The organism is bacterium (assembly GCA_026414725.1).
GTDB lineage: Bacteria > Ratteibacteria > UBA8468 > B48-G9 > JAFGKM01 > JAAYXZ01.
In genome coordinates this window covers 1-23,173 of record JAOAIL010000011.1, presented here as the reverse complement: position 1 = coordinate 23,173, position 23,173 = coordinate 1, and the positions used below count along the sequence as shown (strand labels likewise).

The following is a 23,173-nucleotide window of genomic DNA, read 5'->3' as shown; positions in this document are numbered from 1 at the left end:
AAGAGGAAGAAGAGAGATGGAAGAGAAAAGGGACTATTATGAGGTACTTGGAGTTAACAGGGATGCTTCTATAGATGAAATAAAAAAGGCATACAGAGCACTTGCTTTGAAATACCATCCTGATAGAAATCCTGGTAATAAAGAAGCAGAGGAAAAGTTTAAGGAAGTTACAGAAGCATATGAGGTTTTAAGCGACCCTGAAAAAAGAAAGATATACGACCAGTATGGACATGCTGGATTTGGACCACAGGGATTTGACTGGACACAGGATTTTTCCAGAGTCCGTATGGATTTCTCTGATATATTCGGAGATATATTCAACACATTTTTTTCTGATGGGCTTGGAGGTGACTGGTTTGGTGGAGGAACATCTACGAGACAAAGACAGCACAGGGGTTCTGATTTAGAATACAGGATGTATGTAACATTAAAAGAGGTAGCAACAGGAGCAGAGAAATATATAAATGTTTCAAGATATGATGAATGTCCTGTATGTAAGGGAAGTGGTAGTAAAGCACAGGGAGAAGGAAAGAAAATATGTCCGCAATGTAAGGGACAGGGCAGAGTTGTAAAAAGCAGTGGGTTTTTTACTGTGGCGACAACCTGTCCGAAGTGTCAGGGAGAGGGAGAGGTGATAGGAGATCCCTGTACTAACTGCAGGGGTACAGGCAGGGTAAAAGATATGCATAAAATTCTTGTAAAAATCCCTGCAGGAATTGAACATGGAAGCAGTTTACGTCTTAAAGGACAGGGAGATGTAGGGCTTTACCATGGGACAAGAGGAGACCTTTATATCACAGTATTTATTGAAAAAGATAAACTTTTTGAAAGGGTTCATTCTGATATTGTATGTGAGGTTCCCATAACGATTACACAGGCAGTTCTCGGAGATGAAATAGAAGTTCCTACTCTTACAGGCAAGGTAAAAATGAAAGTACCACCAGGTACACAGACAGGTACAGTTTTAAGGTTAAGAAATCTTGGACTACCAAGGATATCTGGATACGGCAAAGGGGACCTGCTGGTAAAAGTAAAGGTTGTTATTCCTGAAAAACTCTCAAGACAGGAAAGACAACTTTACCAGCAAATTAAAGAGATAGAAAGTCCTGCTAATTATCCTGAAATAAAAAAATTCAGGGACAATCTATAAAACTATACTTTTATTTATGGAAGTATATCGTTTCTACTTAAAACAATAAAATCATATGAAAACAAAAGGATATATCTGTACTCTGTTTGCCTCTATCAGCTGGGGAACTGTTTTTGTTGTTGGCAGATTTATATTAAGTGATGAGAATGTCAACCCTGTCATCCTTGTCTTTCTGAGATGTATGTCCGCCTGTATATTCTTATTAAATATTCTGATTTTACATCCCTTAAATATACCACAGCAACATCCTCCAGTATTCTTATGAATGCTAACCCTATCTTTATACTTATTTTTGCATGGTTTTTAAAAGAAAAGATAACGCTTCTTATAATAACCGGGTATGCTGACAATTGTTGTTTCACTCTATATAGGACTTAGATATTGATAAAGTTAATAATCCATAAGTAATGTGGCATAAATAAAATTGCTCCTTTGAAATAATCACCAGTTGCCTATGTCATCAGGGGTGTCATATTTTCTATCCGGACCAGCAGAAAAGATAAGATAGGGAATATTTTGATATTCATCCTGCGGGTATCTATAATAAAGGGGCATCTTCCATGAATCAAGTATGTTTCCTGCGCTGTCAAGGTCTTCTTTCTTAAATCTCATATAAGGACCTTTCCAGAAAGGGCTATCTACTGGACCCTGTAGAATTAATACAAGAAAGGTTGTTCCTTCTCCAGTATAATGTGGATAATCACCAAAGTCAGTGCTATACATAGAGAGCGCTGCTTCAAGAGAGTTTATTATTGCCTGTGTCTTTACTATAAGAGCCCTTACTTTTGCTTTACGATAGACAGGAAGACAAAATGCAGCAATCACAGAAATAATAGCAATTACAACAAGAATCTCTATAAGCGTCATACCTTTTTTATAACCTTTTCCATCTTGTTCCATAGGGGGTGTCTTCTAATATTATTCCTTTTGTTTTCAATATCTCTCTTAACTCATCTGCCTTCTGGAAATTCTTTGCCCTTCTTGCCTCTTCTCTTTCTTTAACTAATGCTTTTTCTTGTTCTGTAAGTTCTATCTTCTCTTTATCAAGTATTACAAGGATACTGTCTATCTCTTCAAGAAAATTTTTGATATATAATGCATCTACCAGTGATAGAGAACCATCTGTTATGTATGTATTGACCTTCTTCATAAGATTAAAGACCTCTGAAAGAGCGAGAGAGATATTCAGGTCATCATCAAGACCACCTGTAAAACCATCTCTTGCTTTAACTATTGCGTCCTTTATATCCTTATTCGTTTTATCTCCTTTGCAGAAGTCCAGTGCCTGATAGAAGGCATTATAGTTTTTTATTGTGTTTTCTGCCTGAACAAGAGACCTTTCTGTAAAGTTCAGCGGGTCCCTGTAATGTGTAGAAAGAAGAAGGTACCTTATAGCCACAGGGTTATACCCTTTATTAAGTATATCCCTGAGTGTATAAAAGTTTCCTTTTGATTTTGACATCTTCTCATTGTTTACAAGAAGATGTGCCCAGTGTAACCAGTAGTTTACGAATTTTTTACCTGTGGCTGCCTCACTCTGTGCAATTTCATTTTCATGGTGCGGGAAGATATTATCAACACCGCCTGTATGTATATCAAAACTCTCTCCCAGATACTTCATACTCATAGCAGAACACTCTATATGCCAGCCAGGCCGACCCCTTCCTATCTCTGTATCCCAGAATACCCCTTCCTTTTCCTCCTTCCACAGAGCAAAGTCCCGCACATCCTCTTTTTCGTATTCATCCACATCCACCCTTGCGCCGGGTTTTATCTCTGAAATATCTATACCTGCAAGTGTGCCATAAGAAGGAAATTTTGCTATACTGAAGTATATAGAACCGTCTTTATAATAAGCATAACCTTTATCTAAAAGTTTTTTTATAAGAGAAACCATCTCAGGGATATGGTCTGTTGCTCTCGGAAGATAATCCGGTTTTTTAAGTCGGAGTGTCTCCATATCTTTTAAAAATGCAGAAATGTATCTGTCCGTGTATTCCCTCAGATTTATTCCTTCCCTTTGAGCACCTTTTATTGTCTTATCATCCACATCGGTTATATTCATTACCCTTATTACTTTATATCCACTGTATTCAAGATATCTATGTAACAGGTCTTCAAAGGCATAGGCACGGAAGTTTCCTATATGTGCAAGGTCATAAACCGTAGGACCACAGGTATAGAGTTTAACAGTACCTTCTTCAAGGGGTTTAAACTCTTCCTTTCTCTTTGTAAGTGTATTGTAAAACCTAATCATTTTTCCATCCCAATTTTTTCAATACTTCTTTTGCTTCTTCCTGACAACTACAACTTAATGATAACAAAAGCCCTTCTGGTCTCAAATTTTCAAGAACAATATCTATCTCATGTAATTTAGGATATACTATAATTGCTTTTTTCTTTGCCTGTATCTTCTGATAAAGAGGTATCCACCTTTCAATACTTACACTGCTGAACTTTGCTCCTGATACCCACTGGATTGCATTAAGTTTAGGGATATCAAGTAAAATATCAAGATGTTGCAGTGCCTCCACTCCATCAAGGTGATATATGGAGTAGTCAAGATATTCTATTTCCCATAACAACTCTTCAAGGAAAAACTCTTTATATACAGAAGAAGAAACAAGACAGGAAAAATCGTTCTGGACAGGAAACATCTTGCCAGGTGCCCATATGTCTATCCATGTTGTGCTTCCTTTCTGTATATCTTTTACTATGGACCAGTAATCATCATAGACCTTCTGCCATGCCTTATATAAAAAGTTTATTACCTTTTTTGCCTCTTCAGGATAGTCAATCAAATCCATACATGCTCTATCAGGACCACCCCTTAAAACGCATAGGGCATCAAAATTGCTGTGCAGGTCAGTAACTCCTACAATATATCTATTCTTACCCCTTTCTGCAGCCGCTTTGGTAAGGTTTAAATACTTCTGGTATAAAGGGTTGCTCTCATCTATATAAAGTTGTTCCAAATTTTTATAATCAGGCAAGAGAGGTTTTGACCAGTCAATCCAGGAGGTTTCTTTTGATTCTGGAGAAAATTGTATTTCTGCTCCGAGAAAAGCAGAAAGTATATCCGGACCTAAAAAAGGGAGAAAGTATGGAACCGCAAGTCCTCCGTAATAAACCTCTTTTAGATATTCTTCAAAGGCATCCAAAATAATATCTGGCTTCTGGGTAACGAGAAAATAAGGAGTAAACCGGTTGAACCAACTGATATCAGAACCTTTCCTCTTGGGTGCTTTTACAATCACTGCTATTTTATCAAGTACTTCACAGTTCCAGAATGCTTCATAATATGGCTGGAGTTCTTCAAAATTTGGTTTAAATTCCATAGAAGACCCCTCTATACCCTTTTTATATCAGGGTCTGTAAAAACATCTGTTTCATCCATACTCGTTGATGAAAATTCAGAAACAATAGCACCTTCATCCCCTGCCTGGAACCAGTGTAGTGTATCAGGTGGTAAAGTGTACTGGTCCCCAGGTTTTAAAATGATTTCATTCCAGACAGTAAAGTATTCCTTTCTCGCTTTAAGTATTGCTTTTGGATTTTTTACCGGCTCACCCGGGACATAAAGATACACCTCTCCGTATCTACACCTGAATGTCTCCTGTTTACCTGGATTGGATGGTGAAATTGGTGGATGTCTGTGTTCAGGACAGGTCTGTCGTGGCAGCATAATCAGTTCTTTTGCACAGTATCTGTCATTATTCTCATATACGATTATCTGGGCACCTATCATCTCAGGAATACCCAGTTCTAACTCCACCACTTCCATATTTTCATATTCTTTCTCTGTAATAACAATACCTGCCTTTTTCAAAAGTTCAAGAGACCTTCTTTTTAGTTCCTCCTGTTTTTCCTTGCTTATCATATCCACCTCCTTAGCCGTTCTATCACTTTTTCTTTTCCCAGTAGTTCAAGCATTTCAAAAAGTCCTGGTCCTTTTGTTTTTCCACTTACAGCAACCCTTAAAGGATGAAAGACATCAGATGGTTTATATCTATTTTCTTCACAGAACTTTCTTACATGTTCTTCAATTACCGAACCTGACCAGTGTTCACACACTTCAAGTACTGGAAGTACCTCTGAAAGCACTTTTTTCCCTTTCTCTGAGAGGTATTTACTCACTGCTTCTTCCTCGTAATTTGGCTCTTTGACAAAGAACCCTATGTGGTACGGCATATCCTTCAGTATCTTAATCTTTTCCTGTTCCAGTGCTATCGCTTTTTCAAGATACTCTTTTTCATATTCCGATAAAGCATCTCTCACAATACCTGACTCTTTGAGAAATGGAATGGAAAGTTCTAACAACCTTTCAGGAGAAGCCTTCCTTATATAATAGCCATTCATCCAGAGAAGTTTTTCAGGGTCAAAGACAGCACTGGCTTTCTGACACCTTTCAAGAGAGAAAGCATCTATCAACTCTTCCTTAGAGAAGATGTCCTGGCTATCTGTAGTTCCCCATCCGAGCAGAGATATATAATTAAAGAATGCTTCTGGCAGATATCCTGATTCTCTATATGCCCTGACAGATGTAGCCCCATGTCTTTTACTTAAGCGGGTTTTATCAGGTCCGAGAGTCATTGACATATGAGCAAACTGTGGTACAGGTGCATTCAGCGCTTCAAAAAGAAGGATATGTTTGGGTGTATTTGAGAGATGGTCTTCTCCTCTTATTACATGGGTGATTTCCATAAGGAAGTCATCCACTACTACAGCAAAATGAAATGTAGGAAGTCCATCTGACTTCATTATAACAAAATCAGGGAGGTGCTGGCTTTCAAATACAACACGCCCCCTGATAATATCATCAACGGTTATATTTTTTTCAGGAACAATAAACCGTACCACTGGTTTTCTACCTTCTGATGCATATTTCTTCTTATCTTCTTCTGTTAATGTTCTGCATCGGTTATCATAACCAGCAGAGGCATTTTTACCTGCTGATACATTCCTTTTCTCTATCTCTTCTCTTGAACAATAGCATCTATATGCCTTCCCTTCCTTTAATAATTTTTCAGATATATCTCTGTATATATCAAGCCGTTCCATCTGTCTGTAAGGACCAGAATTACCTCCAATATCAGGACCTTCATCCCAGTCAAGCCCTATCCACTTAAGGTCTTCTATCAGCGCGGCTTCATATTCCTTTTTAGAACGCTCTGTATCTGTATCTTCTATCCTCAAAATAAAACTACCTTTGTTTTTCCTCGCAAAAAGATAGTTAAAAAGCGCTGTTCTTGCATTCCCTATATGAAGATAACCTGTAGGACTTGGAGCAAATCTTACCCTTACCATATAATATCCTTCCTCTATAATAATACAATAATTCTATCAGGATTTGCCTTGATCAGTCAATAAATTAGTTCAGATGAGTTCAGCCACACCTGCTACAGTATTGCCTGGAATATCAAACTGAAGGGTAGTACCTTTTACTGAAAATTTTACACTTTCGGGTTTTTCCCCGGGTCTGTAAAGAATAACTTTGCGGGTTTTATCTACCTTCTTTGAGTTTATATATACAGTTTCAGGTGGAATGTATCTGTTTGTATTTCTTCCTATTTTGCTTGCAATACTTGCTACAAAGGTTCCTCTTTCGGATAAAAACAGATTTCCATTGAACCCAGGAGGTAAAATAATAGGGTTTTCCTCAAATACCCATCTCCGTCTGAATAGCCGCTGAAGGACAGGTATATACATATTATACAGGTCTCTGGATGTTTTATAAACATGTGTGGAACTTGTGAAGCCAGCCCCATATACCAGGCAGTTCTGAAACATCTCTTCTACTGCACGGTCATTGTTCCTGTAATCAAGAAAGAACATCGGTTTTTCAAGAGCATAATATTGTAAATGGTTACACAACCATCCATGACTTTCTGCCATAAAACCGTCTATATACTTCATAATTCCTATGCCAAATGGGCCATTGCCGATGATAACCTTATCGGGATGGAGTAGTTTTGAAAGGAGTTCAAGATGCGTAAGGTAGTTTAACCCGGTCATATATGCAGGACGATTATTAAATGCAGTAATTCCATCACTGTGACCGGTATCAAGAGAATTATAGCATGCCTGGTCAACAAAAACCCCATCAATTTCAGGATACCTTTCTACCATTCCCTTTATCTGCCTTACCATGTCCTTTCCGAAAGGTAGAGAAAGGTCAGAGTTTAAAAGGTGAGTACCTGGCCAGGCAGAGCATTTATTACCATAGATGTCTCTAACCCATGAATTTTTAACAATCTTTTCAGGCAATGTATCATCCCCGTCTCCTGAGACCTGTATATAAGGAAGTGCTGCAGCACCTACACTGTGGAGGGTCTTTATCGTTTTTTTAATAATATCTACTGTAATAAAAGGTCCTTTTTTTGATTTTACCGGGTGTCCCGGCGTCCACTTCTTCACACCTTCAGGATGATAGTTTCCATACAAAGGGAAGTGTCCATGTATCTCATACCACTTAAGTCCTAACTCTGACATTGTTTCTGCATCTTGTTGAGAAAGTGTATAATTACCACTTATATGGCCACCCCATAGATTATGAATTGTCTTGGAACGAGGGGCAAAGTACTCCTTAAATCGTTCATAAAGATAACCGAGAGAAGGTCTCCAGCCACCGAAAGCGGCACGGAGGATAAAGGATGCTCGTGCAGGTTGATTTTCACAAAGTGCAAGCCAGTCGTATCTTACATCCAGAAATGGTTCACGATATCCGCTAACAAAACGGAACCTCGGTGTTTGAAAGTCAAAAGGCATAGTGATAAGCAGTCCTGTTTTCTCTTCCTTGCGCCATACACAAAGAGCAGGAAGAAGGATACCACAGTTAAAATCTCCATATTCAAAGGAAAAACCCCCAAATCTTCCTAACTCAGAGGGCATACCATCTTTTGCTGCCCAGAGAGCATTACCATATGCTGATTGTGCCCAGGGGATTGAATACACAATGGAACAGGAACGAAAAACTCCTTTTTCCATTTTAAGTGTAGCATCCCATTTTATTTCATCGTCTTCAACAGTATATTCCTCCGTGAGTATAAAAGGTGCATCCTTGAAGGTTTTCTGAACAGTCAGTGTATTTCTGTTGATAAAAAATCGTAAATTTTTAACGTCCTTTCCTGTATATTTTCTACCTGTAAGGTCATCACAGACAGATACACCACATTTAGCAGGTGTCCATACAAACTTTTTATCTCCAGATATTATTATACTTCTTATATCACCGGTTTTTCTCTCCATATCCAGCAACAATTTTCCACCTTTTAAACGCCATCCAAAAGATGTTTTCTCTATCCTTTTCATTTTGTCACTCCTTAGTTAATTAAATTTATGAATATGAAAGAATTATAGACACTCCATTACTTTTGTCAAACTTTTTTACCTTTTGTTTTATACGGTATAATTAAATAACAGAGATGACAATATGGCAACTGAGATATTAACATTAAGGGAGTTTCTTGAGCAGGTCAGAAATGTGTTTGAAGTGGCATATCCATTACAGTATAAAATCACAGCGGAGATAGCACGGCTCAACATCCACCGTACATCAGGGCATTGCTTCCTTGACCTCGTAGAAAAGGAGAAAGAAACAGTTGTTGCAAAAGCCACAGGGACCATCTGGAATAGTAATCTTACCAGGATACTTAAAAAATTCAGAGATACAGTGGGAGAAGAACTGAGAGAGGGAATGAAGGTCCTTCTACTTATAGAAGTACGTTTTCATGAATTATATGGGTTAAGGTTGAATATAGTGGATATAGACCCTTCCTATACATTGGGAGAATTTGCCCTGACACGTAAGAAAATCCTTGAAAAACTTGAAAAAGAAGGGCTCATTAATAAAAATAAGCAACTTCCTTTTCCTCTGGTTCCTCAGCATATAGCAGTTGTATCTTCAGAGTCATCAGCCGGCTATGAGGATTTTCTTAACACGCTTCATAATAACCCGTACGGGTATAAATTTTCTGTTGCACTTTTCACCGCATATATGCAGGGAGAACAGGCAGAAGAATCTATCCTGTCTGCTTTGAGGATGTGCAGAAATAGAGTAAAAAATTATGATGTTCTTGTTATTATCAGAGGGGGAGGAGATAATATAGACCTACACTGTTTTGACAGTTATAATTTAGGGAAAGCAATCGCTGACTTCCCTATACCGGTGCTTTCAGGTATAGGACATACCCGTGATGAGACCGTTGTAGATATTGTTTCTTATAAAAAGATGATAACACCTACTGCTACAGGAGAGTTTATTGTAAAAAAAACAAGGAGTTTTGAAGATATGCTGGAAGATTCAGGTAGCCGTCTTGTAAGTTTTACAGGTAATATCATTATTGAACAGAAGACATTTTTGGCAAATACTGCAAAACAATTTAATATATTTACTGATTTTTTTATTCATAATGTAAAACAGAGTTTCAATACCGCTATATCAGATTTCAAGAATAATGTTTCAAAATGTATCGTTTCAAGGGAGTTCTTTTTAAGACATATGCCGGAAAATATATTTTCTTCTATACGATTGTATATGAAGGCACATATAAATTTTCTTGAAAAAAATGAAGGGAAAGTAGTGCTGATGAATCCTGTAAATATATTAAAAAGGGGGTATAGCATTACATTTAAAGAAGGCAGGGTTATAAAGGACCCGCAGAATATAGAAAAAGGAGACGTAATAGAAACATATCTGTATAAGGGAAAAATAAAAAGCAGAGTGGAGGAGAAAAATGGTTGATAATAAACTCACCTATAAAAAAGCGATTTCTGAACTGGAAGAGATAGTAAGAGAAATAGAGAATGAAGAGATAGATGTTGATAATCTTCTTGATAAGGTAAAGAGGGCATCGTTTCTTATCAAATATTGTAAAGCAAAATTGAGAGATACAGAAGCAGAAGTAAAAGAAGTCCTTTCTTCTCTTGAAGAAGACAAAGAGAATAAATAGTAAAGGATGAAAAACCTTTTAAATTCTTTGTTCAAAGGGAATGACACTTCTTATATAAAAAAACTGACTGAAAAGGGCGAGGTATATACAATAAGAGGTGGAAATAAATCTTTTTTTTCTGCACTGATTGCGTATTTTTTTACAGAGATTCAAAAAAATTTCATCGTTGTTCTTCCCGATGAACTCTTTGCTGATACATTTTTTAATGATGTTAAGTCATTTATTGAGAAAAAAGAAGATATAAAACTTCTTCCTTCTCCAGAGATTTTTCTTAAGGATGAAGACAGGATATCTCCTGTTATGTTTGAAAGGGTGAGTGTTTTTACAGAAATCGCTTCTGGAGAAAAACCATTCTTACTTATTGCTCAACCATTATCAATTCTTAAAAAAATTCCTTCTATGGATGCTTTCAAAAAAAGATGTATTTATTGCAATACGGGAGATAATATACGAAGGGATAAATTCATTTCTTCCTTACTGGATTATGGGTATGAACAAACAGATGTGGTTGAAGAACCAGGGGACTTTGCCAGAAGGGGATATATTGTAGATGTTTTTCCTCTGGATAGGGAATTCCCTGTGAGAGTGGAGTTTTCAGGGAATTATATTAAATCCATAAGAAGATTTGAGGTGGCAAGCCAGGTCTCTTTTGAAAAGATAAACAAATTTAAGATAATACCACTTAACGAAAGATTTGTAGGAGAGGAAGAGACATATATTACTGAGGATATTAAAAATGTGAGGGTTTTTATCATAGAACCTGAGAGGTTTTATAATTCCCGGTTATTTGGCGAAATTAAAAAGGCAGGATATTTTTCTGAAGATGTATTTGATACACTGATAAAGAAAGCAGTGATACTGGAAGACAAAATGAGTTCTGACAGAAAATGTGAAGTATTTTATTTTAATGTTTTACCTGTCTCTGAAAGGTTCAATCTAACCGAACCGTTTAAATGGATACCTTTTTCACAGGAGAAAATCTTTATATTTTCAGATAATGTTTCTCAAGAGACCCGATTGAAAGATATATTAAAAGAAAGGGATATAGATATATCTGCAATAAAATTCTTTCAGGGTGGTATCTCCTCTGGATTTTTCTTTCCCCAAGCAGGTATTACTATCTTGAGTAATGATGAACTATTTGGAAGATACAGAGTGAGAAGATATACAGGCAGGCACTACGCAGAGACAATACCTGTGAAAAGTTATTCTGAAATAAAGGAAGGTGATTATGTTGTACATTATAATGAGGGTATCGGTATTTTCAAAGGGATGAAATTACTTGATACAGGAGACATAAGAGAAGAATTTGCTGTAATAGAGTATGAAAGAGGGGATAGATTATATGTGCCACTTAACCAGATACCTCTTATCCATAAGTATATAGGGACAGGAAAGCCTAAGGTATCTACACTCGGAGGTAAGGGCTGGATAAAAATCAGAGAAAAGGTCAGGGAATCAATAAGGGATATTGCAGCAGACCTCTATCAACTTTATATAACAAGGAAAAGGGAGAGGGGTTTTGTATTTATGCCGGATGAGGAATTTCAGAAGATATTTGACAGTAGTTTTATTTATACAGAGACAGAAGACCAGCAGAAAGCAATAGATGAGGTTAAAAAAGATATGATGTCAGATATTATTATGGACAGGATTGTATGCGGGGATTCTGGATATGGAAAGACAGAGGTGGCATTGAGGGCAGCATGTAAGGCAGTTATAAGTGGCAAGCAGGTTGCTGTGCTCGTCCCTACAACTGTTCTTGCACTCCAGCACTTTTTAACTTTTAAAGAACGTTTCGCTGACTTTCCCGTAAGGGTAGAGATGCTTTCAAGGGTTATTACTCCTTTAGAGCAGAAGGAAGTTCTTGAGGAGTTAAGAGAAGGAAAGATTGATATAGTTATAGGAACTCATAGGTTGTTACAGGAAGATGTTAGATTTAACAATATAGGACTGCTTATTATTGATGAAGAGCAGAGGTTTGGCGTCATACATAAAGAAAAGATAAAAAGAGAATTTAAAAATATAGATGTTCTTACACTTACCGCAACACCTATACCGAGAACTCTCTATATGGCTCTTTCAGGAATATTGGATATAAGTGTGATAGAGACCCCTCCACAGGGACGGCTTTCAGTGATTACCTATGTTGGTAGATATAATGAGAAACTTGTAAGAGAAGCAATTATAAGAGAACTTGAAAGAAAGGGACAGGTCTTTTATCTTCACAACAGGATATACGATATTGAAAAGGTAAGAGATAAAATACTTAATATGCTTCCTTTTGCCCCAGCAGTAGAGATAGCACATGGAAGGATGAATCCCGGAACACTTGCCTCTATTATGAAGAGGTTTTCAGCAGGGGAGATAGATATTCTTGTGGCTACAAGTATTGTAGAAAGTGGTATAGATGTACCGAGAGCAAATACCCTGATTGTAGATAATGCCCATACATTTGGACTGGCAGACCTTTATCAGTTAAGAGGTAGGGTTGGTAGATATAAATGGCGTGCTTATGCGTATTTCTTTTATCCTGACCCTTCCTGTCTTTCAAAAGAGGCAAAAGAACGTCTATCAGCCATACAGCAGTTGAATAAACCAGGAAGTGGTTATAAGATTGCATTAAAGGACCTTGAAATAAGAGGTGCGGGGAATATACTCGGAAGGCAACAGCATGGATTTATCCAGCAGGTTGGTTTTGAACTGTACTGTATGTTCTGGAAGGAGATAATGGGAGAAATCAGAAAAGAAAGGGGTGTAGAACACTTTAAAATCAAAAAGATACCGGTTATACCATATGAATATATACAGAGTCCTGCCATAAGATTGTACCTTTACAGACGTATCGCAGAAATCAAAGATAAGAAAGACATTTATGGACTGGTTGAGGAAATGAAAGACAGATTTGGTCCTCCACCTGAAGAATGGGTGGGTTTGTTAAATAATATAAATGGATATCAATAAACAATGTAATATCACGGTAAGAAAATATAAGAAAGAAGATAGATTGTTAATAAGAAAAATATACTATGACACTGCATTTCTCGGAGAGTCCGCAGAGCAATTTTTTTATGGGCGTGATGTCTTATCTGATTTATTTACGGTTTATTATACTGATTATGAACCAGAATCGCTCTTTGTATCAGAGATTAATGGAGAAGTTGTGGGGTATCTCACCGGCTGTAAAGATATAAAAAAACAGAAAAAGATATTTATGAAAAAAATCTTACCTTCTGTAGTAATCAAATTTCTCTTAAGCCGTTCAATTCTAAGCAGCAAAAATTTTCTGTTTCTTTCCAACTGCCTACTTTCACTCTTTAAAAAAGAGTTAATCACAACAGATGTTTCTAAAGATTATCCTGCTACCCTTCATATAAATATATCTTCAGAATATAGAGGTATCGGTACAGGCAGGAAACTTATAGAAGCGTATCTTTCCTATCTACAGGATGAGAAAATAAAAGGTGTTTATCTTACAACCATCTCATATAATGCAGTAAAATTTTTTGAAAGACAGGGGTTTAACATATTAAGCAAGAAAATAATTACATGTTTTTCCTATATTTATCCTGAGAGATTGTACAGGTTTGTATTGGGGAAGAAATTAACAGATTAGAATATAAATATGCTAAAATTAAACCTATGACAAAAAGAATAAGAATATCACCATCCCTTCTCTCTGCGGACTTCAGCCGTCTCGGAGAAGAAGTAAAGGCAGTAACAGAAGCAGGTGCGGATTTTATACATTTTGATGTAATGGATGGACACTTTGTTCCCAATATCACGTTTGGTCCTATGGTACTCAAGGCAATAAGAAAATATTCTGATTTACCTTTTGAGGCACATCTTATGATTTCTCAACCAGAAAGATACTGGAAAAGTTTTGCTGATGCAGGGGCAGATGTAATAGGGATACACATAGAGTGCGATGTAAACCATAAACAACTCATAGAGAAGATACATGGATATGGAAGACAGGTCTGTCTTGTGATAAATCCTCCTACTGATATAAAGTTGATATATCCTTTTCTTGAAGATATTGAACAGTTGCTTATTATGACAGTTAATCCTGGTTTTGGAGGGCAGGAGTTTATAACAGATGTTGTCCCGAAGATAGAAATGGTGGCTGAAATGAGAGAAAAAAAGGGACTTTCTTTTGATATATCTGTTGATGGAGGTATAAATTATAAAACAGCAGATATTGTAAAAAAGGCAGGTGTAGATATAATCATAGCAGGGTCATTTATCTTCGGTAATAAAAACTATAAAGAGGTAATAGAGGGACTGCGCAGATGAAAAGAATAACATTTGATGAATTAAAATTTTTATTGAAAAAAAGAAGGGAGATTAACATAGAGAAGAAGGTAAGAGAGATTATAGATGAAGTTAGAAGTAGAGGAGATAGGGCGCTTATAAAGTTCACTGAAAGATTTGATGGGGTAGAAAATGTAAAAATTAAGGTTTCTAAAGAAGATATAGAGAGAGCGAAAAAAAATGTTGATAAAAAGATATTAAAAGTTATAGAAATAACAAAAAAAAGGATAGAGAGATACCATAAAAGACAGATTCCGAAAGGGTTTATTTTGAAAGAAAAGGACATCTCCGTAGGATTTAGATTTTCTCCTGTTGAGAGTACAGGTATTTATATACCCGCAGGACAATCCCCCCTTGTTTCTACAGTGCTTATGACAGTTATTCCTGCTTCCGTATCAGGAGTAAAAAAGATATATGTAGCAAGCCCTCCTTCTTTTAATGGTAGTGTACATCCTTTGATTACAGGGGTACTGGGATATCTTGGAGTTAAGGATATTTTCGCTATTGGTGGTGCTCAGGCAATCGCTGCCTTTGCTTATGGGACAGAGACAGTTCCTCCGGTTGATATTATAGCAGGCCCAGGGAATAAATATGTTAATACAGCAAAAGTTCTCGTGTCAGGCGATGTTAACATAGATACTCCAGCAGGACCCAGTGAACTGGTTATATTTTCTGATGGTACAGGCGACCCTGGGTTTATTTCAGCAGATATGAATGCACAGATAGAACACAGGGATGGACTTGGAATACTGATAACGACATCCGAAAAGCAGGCAGAGATGGTAAGCAAGAATGTTAAAGGGGGCTACTGGATTTGTGTAAAAAATAACAGAGAGATAATAGATATAATAAACTATATTGCTCCTGAACATCTACAACTGATGTGTAAAAATCCTGAGACATTTATAAATAAAGTGGTGGCAGGTGCTATATTTGTAGGTGATTATTCTCCTGCTACATTAGGTGATTACTTTGCAGGTCCCAGTCATACACTACCCACAGGAAGAAGTTCTCGTTTTTCTTCCGGGATTTCCGTTTATACCTTTTTAAGAAGCTATGCTGTAATTTCAGGAAAAAAAGGTTTATACAAGAAATATGGGGATATAATGGAATTTCTTCCTGAACTGGAAGGACTTCCCTGTCATAAAACCTCTCTCTCTGTAAGGAAAGGAAAATGATGGAAGATACTATTACTTTGCTTTCGGATTTTAATAAAGAAAAAAGAGAAGGAGCACTTAAAACTATTGTAGAGTTAATAAAAAAAGGTAAAGTTCAGAGATATATGGATTTAAAACCATGGATTAACCTGCATCTTCATACATTTCATTCTTATAACTACAACAACTGGTCTCCTTCAAGAATTGTATTTGAGGGCTGGAAGACAGGACTTAAATATACAGGAACTGTGGACTTTGATTCACTTGATGCAGTTGAGGAGACACTTTTTGCAGGCAGATTATTAGATATAAAAGTGGTGGGTGGTTTTGAATCAAGGGTCTTTCTTGATGAAATGAAAGATGTTGTGATAAATTCTCCAAAAGAGCCGGGGATATATTATCTCTGCGGGAAAGGTTTTCTGAAAAAGCCAGAAGAGGATAAAGAAGCGGGGATGTTTTTTAGAAATATGAAAGAACTGGCACAGGGAAGAAACAGAAAGGTTATAGAAAAACTCAATACATATCTTAAAGATGTAATGGTGGACTATGAAAATGATGTCCTACCATTAACTCCTTCAGGAAATCCAACAGAAAGGCATATTACAGAGGCATATCAGAAAAGGTCAGAAGAGGTATTAGGAGAAAGCGTGGATATATTCTGGGCTGATATATTGAAAATGAAAGCAGAACAGATAAAAGAGATGAGGACTAATAAGAAAGCGGACTTTCAGGAACTGTTGAGGAAACATCTTATAAAATATGGTGGTCCTGGATATATGCCACCGGAGAGAGAGAATTTCCCACTTTTTGACGATGTGGTAAGGATGACAGAAAAGGCAGGGGGTATTCCCACAGGCACCTGGCTTGATGGAACAAATCCTGGAGAAGAAAATCCTGAAAAACTACTAGAACTGATGAAGAGTAAAGGAATAAAGGTTATTACGATTATCCCTGACAGGAACTATAATATTAAAGATACTGATGAAAGGGAACTTAAAATAAGAAAACTTGATGATTTTATCACTACCTGCCAGAAGATGGGAATGCCTGTTGTATGTGGAACAGAGATGAATAAATATGGTCAGCCATTTGTGGATAATTTTAACAGTCCTGTACTTAAAAAATATCTTCACTACTTCCTCTCCAGTGCAGAAATATTTTTTGGAGGCAGAAGTATATGAAACTTAAATTTTTTGATGTGAATGTTTATATAGGAAAAAGAATGGATGACCCACGAGATATTTATATCTCTTCAGAGCAACTTGTACATAAGATAAAATCGCTGAACATAGAAAAATCAATTGTTTATCATATATCTCAAAGAGATGGACATCCTGACACAGGAAATAAGATATTAATAAAGGAAATTTCAGATAAACCACAACTATATGGGATATTAACTGTTTTACCCTTCCAGACAGGAGAGATAGAGAAATTTAATTTTAAGGAACTAAAAGATAATAAAATTGTTGGATTTAACTTCTTTCCTAAAAAACATAACTATCTTTTAAACAGAATAACATTTGGAGATTTTCTTGCAGAGATTGAACACAGGCATTTTCCTGTATTTTTTGATATTATGAGCGGTTTTTCAGTTGGATGGGAAGAGATATATTCTCTTCTTGAAAATTTCCCGGAACTTGTCTGTATATTGTGTAATCCAGGTATATGGAATACAGATAGATATACATGGCCACTGCTTGAAAAATTTCACAATGTTTATCTTGAGTCCAGTTTACTCTCACTCAATGAGGGTTCTATTGAAGAAACAGTGAAAAAATATGGTGCAGAGAGGGTTATTTTCGGTAGTGGTTATCCTGAAAGATATATTGAGGGTGCGGTATTGCAACTCATTCATTCAAAGATAGCAGAAAAAGATAAAGAAAAGATAGCATATCAAAATATCAAACGGATAATAGATAATATAAAATATGAATAATTTGTGGAAAGGATTTCTATCTTCAGGAAAGATTGAGAACTGTCCTATAATTGATATACACTGTCATATGGGCCTGTTTTATGGTTCCCATATGCCTTATTCATCACCTGAGACAATGGCTGAAAGAATGAAAATGGCAGGGGTAAAACTTTCTGTCTTTTCTCATCACTCTGCCCTTTTCAGTCCTGAAGGAGGGAACAAAATCAGTATTGAAATAGTAAAAAGATACCCAGACATATTCAGGGCGTACTGTGCAATCAACCCTAACCATTCTGAAGCAATAAGTAAAGACCTTAAGACATTTGACAGATATTTTAATGATGTATATGTGGGATTTAAATTCCTTGCGGATTATCACAAACATCCTCTTTCAGGAGAAAGATACAGAAATGTACTTGAATATGCAGATAGTAATGGTCTTATTGTGTTGTCACATACCTGGGGTGGAAGTGGTTATGATGGGGCAGAAGAAGTAGAAAAGATATTAAAGAAATATAAAAAGATGAAACTACTTTTAGGACATTCAATACACGGTGACTGGGAAAATGCAATAGAGATTATAAAAAGATATGACAATGTTTATCTTGAACTGTGTGCTGTACTTGATGAAAGAGGAATATTGGAAAGGTTTGTGGATGAGTTAGGGTCTGAAAGAATACTTTTCGGGACTGACTTCCCATGGTTTAACCACCATTACTATATAGGTGCTTTATTAGGTTCAGGTATTTCTGATGATGCCTGTAGAAACATCCTTTATAAAAACTCCGAGAAACTTCTCATGATTACATGATATTTACTTTATCCATAAGAATTTTCATTTTTTGACCATATATAGATAAGGTGGTATAATAAACTATTTAAAAAATATTCTTGTGGAGGAAAAAATGACGCGTACATTAATAGCAAAGGAACAGGATATTAATAGAAAGTGGTATCTTGTTGATGCCACAGATAAGACACTGGGACGTCTTGCAAGTGAAGTTGCAAAAATTCTTACAGGAAAAAATAAACCCATATGGACTCCTAATGTTGATACAGGTGATTTTGTTGTGGTTATAAATGCTGAAAAGATAAAGGTAACAGGTAGAAAATTAGATGATAAGATATACTACAGGCATAGCGGATATTTAGGTGGACTGAAGAAAGAAACACTCCGTTCATTGATGAATAGAAAACCAGAAACGGTTATCATGCTGGCTGTTAGAGGTATGTTGCCAAAAACAAAGTTAGGAAGGCAGATGATTAAGAAACTGAAGGTCTATCGTGGAAATGAACATCCACATCAGGCACAGAACCCTCAGATAATAGAGATATAAGGGGGGAGAAACAATGAACAAGATATATATTATTGATGTAACAAACAGGGATGGAGTTCAGACAGCACGTTTGGGGCTTTCTAAACTGCAGAAGACGATGATAAATTATTACTTAAACAAGATGGGTATATTCCAGAGCGAGGCGGGATTTCCCACAACCTCCCATGAGATAAATTATCTTAATGCCAATATGAAACTTGCTAATAAAGGGGTGCTTTCTCCAATACGGCTTTCTGGCTGGATGCGGGCAATACCTGAGGATGTAGAACTTGCTTTTAAGAATGTCCCTTGTATAGAACATATGAACATATCTATTTCCACTTCTGAACAGATGATAGTGGGTAAGTTTTTAGGTAAGATGAAATTTAAGGATGTTCTTTCTTCTATGATAGATGCACTTAAACTTGCGAGGGAAAAGGGAATAAAAACCATAGGGGTAAATGCTGAAGATGCCTCCAGAACCAAAATCAAAAATTTGATTGAGTTTGCCGCAACTGCAAAGGAGAATGGTGCAGATAGAGTAAGATACTGTGATACTCTCGGATTTGATTCTCCTTTTACGATATATGAAAAGATATATAAAATGGCAAAAGAGGTTAAGATTCCTATAGAACTTCATTGCCATAATGATTTGGGGATGGCTGTTGCCTGTTCTGTTGCAGGAGCAAAAGCAGCAATAGATGCAGGTGTGGATGTATATATCAATACAACAGTAAACGGTATGGGTGAACGTGCAGGTAATGCAGACCTTGTCTCTGTTATTCTTGCGGTAAAATATGCTGATGGATTTACGGATAAGTATAAACTTGATGAGAATATAGACCTTAAGATGGCGTGGAAGATATGCCACTATGCTTCCTATGCATTTGGTGTTCCTATCCCTATCAATCAGGTGGGTGTGGGTAAGAATGCTTTTGCTCATGCATCAGGAATACATGTGGATGGTGCATTAAAGGACAGCAGGAACTATGAACTTTATGACTTTGAAGAATTAGGCAGAGGAGAGCCAGAGATTGTAGAAACAGGAAGGATGATATTGATGGGTGAATATAGCGGGATAAAGGGACTGAGAAATGTCTATGGGAAACTTGCCATAGAGTTTAAGGATGAGAAAGAGGCACGGAAGATACTTGAATTAGCAAGATATGCAAATGTTGAAAATCAGTTGCCTCTTACAGATGAAGAACTGATATTTATTGCACAGCATCCTGATGAGGTAAAGGAACTGCTTACTCTAACCCCCTGAATTAAAACAGGGAGAAAATCTTATTTAGTGTTTAGATTTTGGAGTTTAACCATTTATGGGACAGACAATAGCAGAAAAAATTCTTTCTTCACATTCAGGGAAAAAGGTTTTTGCAGGTGAGATTGCACTTGCAAATGTTGATTTTGTGATGGCACAGGATGGCACTGCGCCTCTTGTAATCAAGGTATTTGGAGAATTAGGTGGAGAAAAGGTCTTTAATCCCAAAAAAGCCGCGTTTGTTATAGACCACAACAGTCCGAGTCAAAGTCAGGGTGTTTCATCACTGCATAAAATGATGAGGGACTTTGCAAAAAAATACGGACTAAAACTCTTTGATATAGGTGAAGGTGTCTGTCATATACTTGTACCGGAGAAAGGACTGGTGAAGAGTGGAGATCTGGTTTTAGGAGCAGATAGTCATACACCAACATATGGAGCACTTAATATTATGTCCTGTGGTGTGGGTTCTACAGACCTTGCTATAGCGTTACTTACAGGGCAGCAGTGGTTTAAGGTGCCTCAGACCATAAAAATAATTCTAAAAGGGAAAAAATCATCGGGTATCTACGGTAAGGATATTGCACTTTATATGGTTAAGACCCTTACGGCAGAAGGAGCAACCTATAAAAGTGTGGAGATTACAGGACCTGCCTTAAAAGAGATAAGTATGAGTGAACGGTTTACTCTGTGTAATCTTACTACAGAGGTTGGTGCAAAGTGTGGAATAATGGAGTTTGACAGAAAGACAGAGGAATGGTTCAGAAAACTTAAAATAAAAAAATATAAGCCGGTTTTCCCTGATAAAGATGCTGTATATGAGAGGGAGGTAGAGATAGATGTATCAGTCATTTCTCCTCAGGTTGCAAAACCTCATACAGTGGATAATGTATCTGACATAGAAGATGTGAAAGGTACAGAGATACATCAGGCGTTTATAGGGACCTGTACAAATGGTAGAACAGAGGACTTTGCAGTTGCAGCATCTATTCTGAAAGGAAGAAAGGTAAAGTCCGGTGTCCGTCTTATATGTACTCCAGGGTCCAGGTCAATATATCTTGAATGTTTGAAAAAGGGTTATATCCAGACCATCATTGAGTCAGGTGGTTGTGTAACCAATCCTGGTTGTGGTCCCTGTGTTGGAACACATCAGGGTATTCCTTCCGATGGGGAAAATGTTATATCAACTGCTAACAGAAATTTTAAGGGTAGGATGGGTAATCAGAATGCTTTTATATACCTTGCCTCTCCTGCGACAGTTGCAGCAAGCGCTATAGAAGGAAAAATTACAGACCCACGAAAGTATCTTAAAAAGTGATTGGAGATGGATATCCTGAGAATGAAGTTGTGGGAGCTGAAAGAACTGATTGAAAAGAAAGACATTTCAAGTGTTGAAATAACAGAAAAAATCCTATCAGAGATTGAAAATAGAGATGGGGATATCCATAGTTACCTCTCTATAAATCCACGTGCAATAGAAGAAGCAAAAGAAATAGACAAAAAGATAGCCAGAGGAGAAAATACAGGACTACTTGGAGGTATTCCTGTTGCAATAAAGGACAATATCTGTGTGAAAGGAATGCCTGCAACCTGTGCCTCAAAAATACTTGAAAATTTTTTCCCTCCATATAACGCAACTGTTATAGAAAGAATAAAAAAAGAAGGTGCTATCATTGTAGGTAAAACAAATATGGATGAGTTTGCCTTTGGTTCATCTACAGAAAATTCTGCTTTTGGTCCTACGAGAAATCCTCTTAACCTGCAATGTGTTCCTGGTGGTTCTTCCGGTGGTTCTGCTGCTTCGGTTGCTGCAAATCTTTGTTTTGCTGCACTGGGTTCTGATACAGGGGGTTCTATAAGACAGCCAGCATCTTTCTGTGGAGTGGTTGGTTTAAAACCAACATACGGTAGGGTCTCAAGGTATGGACTGATTGCTTTTGCATCATCACTGGACCAGATAGGGCCTATTACAAAAGATGTTCGGGATACAGCAATAATGATGAATGTCATATCCGGAAGTGATAGGAACGATTCTACTTCTGTGGATATAAATGTGCCTGACTATACTGAGTTTTTGGATAGGGATATTAAAGGACTGAGAATAGGGATACCTGATGAATATTTTATTGAAGGGATAGATGAAACAGTAAAGAATAAAGTTATGGATGTGGTGGGAATACTTGAAAATAATGGAACCATTGTAAAAAGAATTTCCTTACCCCATACTGAATATGGGATAGCTGTATATTATATCTTGGCAACAGCAGAGGCAAGTTCTAATCTCGCAAGATTTGACGGTGTAAAATATGGTTACAGAACAGATAATCATACAGACCTTTACCAGATGTACACAAATACCAGAGGAGAGGGGTTTGGTAGAGAGGTAAAAAGGAGGATAATACTGGGTACTTATGTACTCTCATCCGGTTATTATGAGGCATATTACCTTAAAGCACAGAAGGTACGTGCACTTATAAGGAAGGACTTTACAGAAGCATTCAAGGAAGTGGATGTAATTATAACTCCCACTACTCCAGAACTGCCTTTCCGGTTAGGTGAAAAAACAGCAGATCCGTTAAAAATGTACCTTTCCGATATATTCACTGCCAATGTAAATTTAGCGGGACTTCCTGCAATGAGTATACCCGCTGGTTTTATTGATAATCTTCCTGCTGGATTACAGATTATAGCACCACATTTCCGAGAAGATAGAATTATAGAGGTCGCCTCTTTTATAGAAAGATGTATAAATGAAGGATAAAGTGGAATATTTTCTTACCAGACGGGCATTTTTTACAGGACTTGTATTATCAATTGCAATTTCATTTATATCTCAATACTCTGTAAATATCACGCACAGTTCTTATATGGCAATAGACCATATGCCTGCAGGTGGTATATTTCTTTTTTTCATACTTGTCTTGTTCCTTAATACGTTATTAAAGTTGATAAGATATAACCTCGCTTTTTCATCAGGGGAATTACTATTTGTTTATATAATGGTTCTGGTTGCCTCTTCAGTAACAGAGATGGGGTTTGGCAATCAGATTCTCCCTATTATATCAGGTCCGATGTACTATGCATCCCCTGAAAACCAGTGGGA

General features: G+C 36.9%; 22 protein-coding genes. 16 read left to right on the top strand and 6 right to left on the bottom strand.

What is annotated here, in order from left to right; translation table 11 throughout:
- Positions 1-16 precede the first annotated feature (16 nt).
- Positions 17-1,150, top strand: a complete 1,134-nt coding sequence (gene dnaJ, locus N3D17_05095; GenBank protein MCX8082753.1) for a molecular chaperone DnaJ — start codon at positions 17-19, stop codon at positions 1,148-1,150.
- Positions 1,151-1,205: 55 nt separating this feature from the next.
- Entirely contained in the window at positions 1,206-1,415 is a 210-nt protein-coding gene (locus N3D17_05090; GenBank protein ID MCX8082752.1) for an EamA family transporter, read from the top strand.
- 176 nt (positions 1,416-1,591) lie between these two features.
- Here N3D17_05090 and N3D17_05085 read toward each other — a convergent pair whose 3' ends face one another.
- The 6 genes from N3D17_05085 to N3D17_05060 form a co-directional block, all read right to left on the bottom strand.
- Complete coding sequence (locus tag N3D17_05085) at positions 1,592-2,050, bottom strand: type II secretion system protein GspG (protein MCX8082751.1); 459 nt, start codon at positions 2,048-2,050, stop codon at positions 1,592-1,594.
- The gene (gene cysS, locus N3D17_05080) at positions 2,025-3,407 is read right to left on the bottom strand and encodes a cysteine--tRNA ligase (protein ID MCX8082750.1); all 1,383 of its coding nucleotides are present in this window, start codon (positions 3,405-3,407) and stop codon (positions 2,025-2,027) included. The genes N3D17_05085 and cysS overlap by 26 nt, the downstream gene beginning before the upstream one ends.
- Positions 3,400-4,488 carry a hypothetical protein gene (locus tag N3D17_05075; GenBank protein MCX8082749.1) on the bottom strand — a complete coding sequence of 363 codons (1,089 nt, stop codon included), beginning with the start codon at positions 4,486-4,488 and terminating at the stop codon, positions 3,400-3,402. Before N3D17_05075 ends, cysS begins: the two co-directional genes overlap by 8 nt.
- A gap of 11 nt (positions 4,489-4,499) precedes the next feature.
- Positions 4,500-5,030, bottom strand: a complete 531-nt coding sequence (locus N3D17_05070) for a D-lyxose/D-mannose family sugar isomerase (protein MCX8082748.1) — start codon at positions 5,028-5,030, stop codon at positions 4,500-4,502.
- Positions 5,027-6,457 (bottom strand): glutamate--tRNA ligase, encoded by a 1,431-nt coding sequence (gene gltX, locus N3D17_05065; GenBank protein MCX8082747.1) that lies wholly within the window; start codon positions 6,455-6,457, stop codon positions 5,027-5,029. The genes N3D17_05070 and gltX overlap by 4 nt, the downstream gene beginning before the upstream one ends.
- Positions 6,458-6,526: 69 nt before the next feature.
- Positions 6,527-8,461, bottom strand: a complete 1,935-nt coding sequence (locus tag N3D17_05060; protein ID MCX8082746.1) for a hypothetical protein — start codon at positions 8,459-8,461, stop codon at positions 6,527-6,529.
- A 121-nt stretch (positions 8,462-8,582) separates the two neighbouring features.
- Here N3D17_05060 and xseA point away from each other — a divergent pair, with 121 nt between their 5' ends.
- From xseA to N3D17_04990, 14 genes are all read left to right on the top strand, one after another.
- Positions 8,583-9,893 (top strand): exodeoxyribonuclease VII large subunit, encoded by a 1,311-nt coding sequence (gene xseA, locus N3D17_05055; GenBank protein MCX8082745.1) that lies wholly within the window; start codon positions 8,583-8,585, stop codon positions 9,891-9,893.
- The gene (gene xseB, locus N3D17_05050; protein MCX8082744.1) at positions 9,886-10,101 is read left to right on the top strand and encodes an exodeoxyribonuclease VII small subunit; all 216 of its coding nucleotides are present in this window, start codon (positions 9,886-9,888) and stop codon (positions 10,099-10,101) included. The genes xseA and xseB overlap by 8 nt, the downstream gene beginning before the upstream one ends.
- A gap of 6 nt (positions 10,102-10,107) precedes the next feature.
- Positions 10,108-13,065, top strand: coding sequence for a transcription-repair coupling factor (gene mfd, locus N3D17_05045; GenBank protein MCX8082743.1), 2,958 nt, complete (start codon positions 10,108-10,110; stop codon positions 13,063-13,065).
- Positions 13,052-13,717, top strand: coding sequence for a GNAT family N-acetyltransferase (locus N3D17_05040; GenBank protein ID MCX8082742.1), 666 nt, complete (start codon positions 13,052-13,054; stop codon positions 13,715-13,717). Before mfd ends, N3D17_05040 begins: the two co-directional genes overlap by 14 nt.
- Before the next feature lie 26 nt (positions 13,718-13,743).
- On the top strand, positions 13,744-14,397 hold the full coding sequence (gene rpe / locus N3D17_05035) for a ribulose-phosphate 3-epimerase (GenBank protein ID MCX8082741.1): 654 nt from the start codon (positions 13,744-13,746) through the stop codon (positions 14,395-14,397).
- On the top strand, positions 14,394-15,593 hold the full coding sequence (gene hisD, locus N3D17_05030) for a histidinol dehydrogenase (protein ID MCX8082740.1): 1,200 nt from the start codon (positions 14,394-14,396) through the stop codon (positions 15,591-15,593). The genes rpe and hisD overlap by 4 nt, the downstream gene beginning before the upstream one ends.
- Positions 15,590-16,753 carry a hypothetical protein gene (locus N3D17_05025; GenBank protein ID MCX8082739.1) on the top strand — a complete coding sequence of 388 codons (1,164 nt, stop codon included), beginning with the start codon at positions 15,590-15,592 and terminating at the stop codon, positions 16,751-16,753. Before hisD ends, N3D17_05025 begins: the two co-directional genes overlap by 4 nt.
- Positions 16,750-17,511 carry an amidohydrolase family protein gene (locus N3D17_05020; protein ID MCX8082738.1) on the top strand — a complete coding sequence of 254 codons (762 nt, stop codon included), beginning with the start codon at positions 16,750-16,752 and terminating at the stop codon, positions 17,509-17,511. Before N3D17_05025 ends, N3D17_05020 begins: the two co-directional genes overlap by 4 nt.
- Positions 17,504-18,301, top strand: a complete 798-nt coding sequence (locus tag N3D17_05015) for an amidohydrolase family protein (protein ID MCX8082737.1) — start codon at positions 17,504-17,506, stop codon at positions 18,299-18,301. The genes N3D17_05020 and N3D17_05015 overlap by 8 nt, the downstream gene beginning before the upstream one ends.
- A 94-nt stretch (positions 18,302-18,395) precedes the next feature.
- Complete coding sequence (gene rplM, locus N3D17_05010) at positions 18,396-18,827, top strand: 50S ribosomal protein L13 (protein MCX8082736.1); 432 nt, start codon at positions 18,396-18,398, stop codon at positions 18,825-18,827.
- A gap of 13 nt (positions 18,828-18,840) precedes the next feature.
- Positions 18,841-20,073, top strand: a complete 1,233-nt coding sequence (locus N3D17_05005) for a homocitrate synthase (protein MCX8082735.1) — start codon at positions 18,841-18,843, stop codon at positions 20,071-20,073.
- Between the two features lie 55 nt (positions 20,074-20,128).
- Complete coding sequence (locus tag N3D17_05000) at positions 20,129-21,388, top strand: 3-isopropylmalate dehydratase large subunit (protein MCX8082734.1); 1,260 nt, start codon at positions 20,129-20,131, stop codon at positions 21,386-21,388.
- Positions 21,389-21,394: 6 nt separating this feature from the next.
- The gene (gene gatA / locus N3D17_04995; protein ID MCX8082733.1) at positions 21,395-22,831 is read left to right on the top strand and encodes an Asp-tRNA(Asn)/Glu-tRNA(Gln) amidotransferase subunit GatA; all 1,437 of its coding nucleotides are present in this window, start codon (positions 21,395-21,397) and stop codon (positions 22,829-22,831) included.
- A partial coding sequence (locus tag N3D17_04990; GenBank protein MCX8082732.1) for a hypothetical protein occupies positions 22,821-23,173 on the top strand: 353 nt, incomplete at its 3' end. The genes gatA and N3D17_04990, both read left to right, overlap by 11 nt.

Coding starts and splice junctions, on each gene's coding strand:
- dnaJ (MCX8082753.1), top strand. CDS start 17: ATGGAAGAGAAAAGGGACTATTATGAGGTACTTGGAGTTAACAGGGAT.
- N3D17_05090 (MCX8082752.1), top strand. CDS start 1,206: ATGAAAACAAAAGGATATATCTGTACTCTGTTTGCCTCTATCAGCTGG.
- N3D17_05085 (MCX8082751.1), bottom strand. CDS start 2,050: ATGGAACAAGATGGAAAAGGTTATAAAAAAGGTATGACGCTTATAGAG.
- cysS (MCX8082750.1), bottom strand. CDS start 3,407: ATGATTAGGTTTTACAATACACTTACAAAGAGAAAGGAAGAGTTTAAA.
- N3D17_05075 (MCX8082749.1), bottom strand. CDS start 4,488: ATGGAATTTAAACCAAATTTTGAAGAACTCCAGCCATATTATGAAGCA.
- N3D17_05070 (MCX8082748.1), bottom strand. CDS start 5,030: ATGATAAGCAAGGAAAAACAGGAGGAACTAAAAAGAAGGTCTCTTGAA.
- gltX (MCX8082747.1), bottom strand. CDS start 6,457: ATGGTAAGGGTAAGATTTGCTCCAAGTCCTACAGGTTATCTTCATATA.
- N3D17_05060 (MCX8082746.1), bottom strand. CDS start 8,461: ATGAAAAGGATAGAGAAAACATCTTTTGGATGGCGTTTAAAAGGTGGA.
- xseA (MCX8082745.1), top strand. CDS start 8,583: ATGGCAACTGAGATATTAACATTAAGGGAGTTTCTTGAGCAGGTCAGA.
- xseB (MCX8082744.1), top strand. CDS start 9,886: ATGGTTGATAATAAACTCACCTATAAAAAAGCGATTTCTGAACTGGAA.
- mfd (MCX8082743.1), top strand. CDS start 10,108: ATGAAAAACCTTTTAAATTCTTTGTTCAAAGGGAATGACACTTCTTAT.
- N3D17_05040 (MCX8082742.1), top strand. CDS start 13,052: ATGGATATCAATAAACAATGTAATATCACGGTAAGAAAATATAAGAAA.
- rpe (MCX8082741.1), top strand. CDS start 13,744: ATGACAAAAAGAATAAGAATATCACCATCCCTTCTCTCTGCGGACTTC.
- hisD (MCX8082740.1), top strand. CDS start 14,394: ATGAAAAGAATAACATTTGATGAATTAAAATTTTTATTGAAAAAAAGA.
- N3D17_05025 (MCX8082739.1), top strand. CDS start 15,590: ATGATGGAAGATACTATTACTTTGCTTTCGGATTTTAATAAAGAAAAA.
- N3D17_05020 (MCX8082738.1), top strand. CDS start 16,750: ATGAAACTTAAATTTTTTGATGTGAATGTTTATATAGGAAAAAGAATG.
- N3D17_05015 (MCX8082737.1), top strand. CDS start 17,504: ATGAATAATTTGTGGAAAGGATTTCTATCTTCAGGAAAGATTGAGAAC.
- rplM (MCX8082736.1), top strand. CDS start 18,396: ATGACGCGTACATTAATAGCAAAGGAACAGGATATTAATAGAAAGTGG.
- N3D17_05005 (MCX8082735.1), top strand. CDS start 18,841: ATGAACAAGATATATATTATTGATGTAACAAACAGGGATGGAGTTCAG.
- N3D17_05000 (MCX8082734.1), top strand. CDS start 20,129: ATGGGACAGACAATAGCAGAAAAAATTCTTTCTTCACATTCAGGGAAA.
- gatA (MCX8082733.1), top strand. CDS start 21,395: ATGGATATCCTGAGAATGAAGTTGTGGGAGCTGAAAGAACTGATTGAA.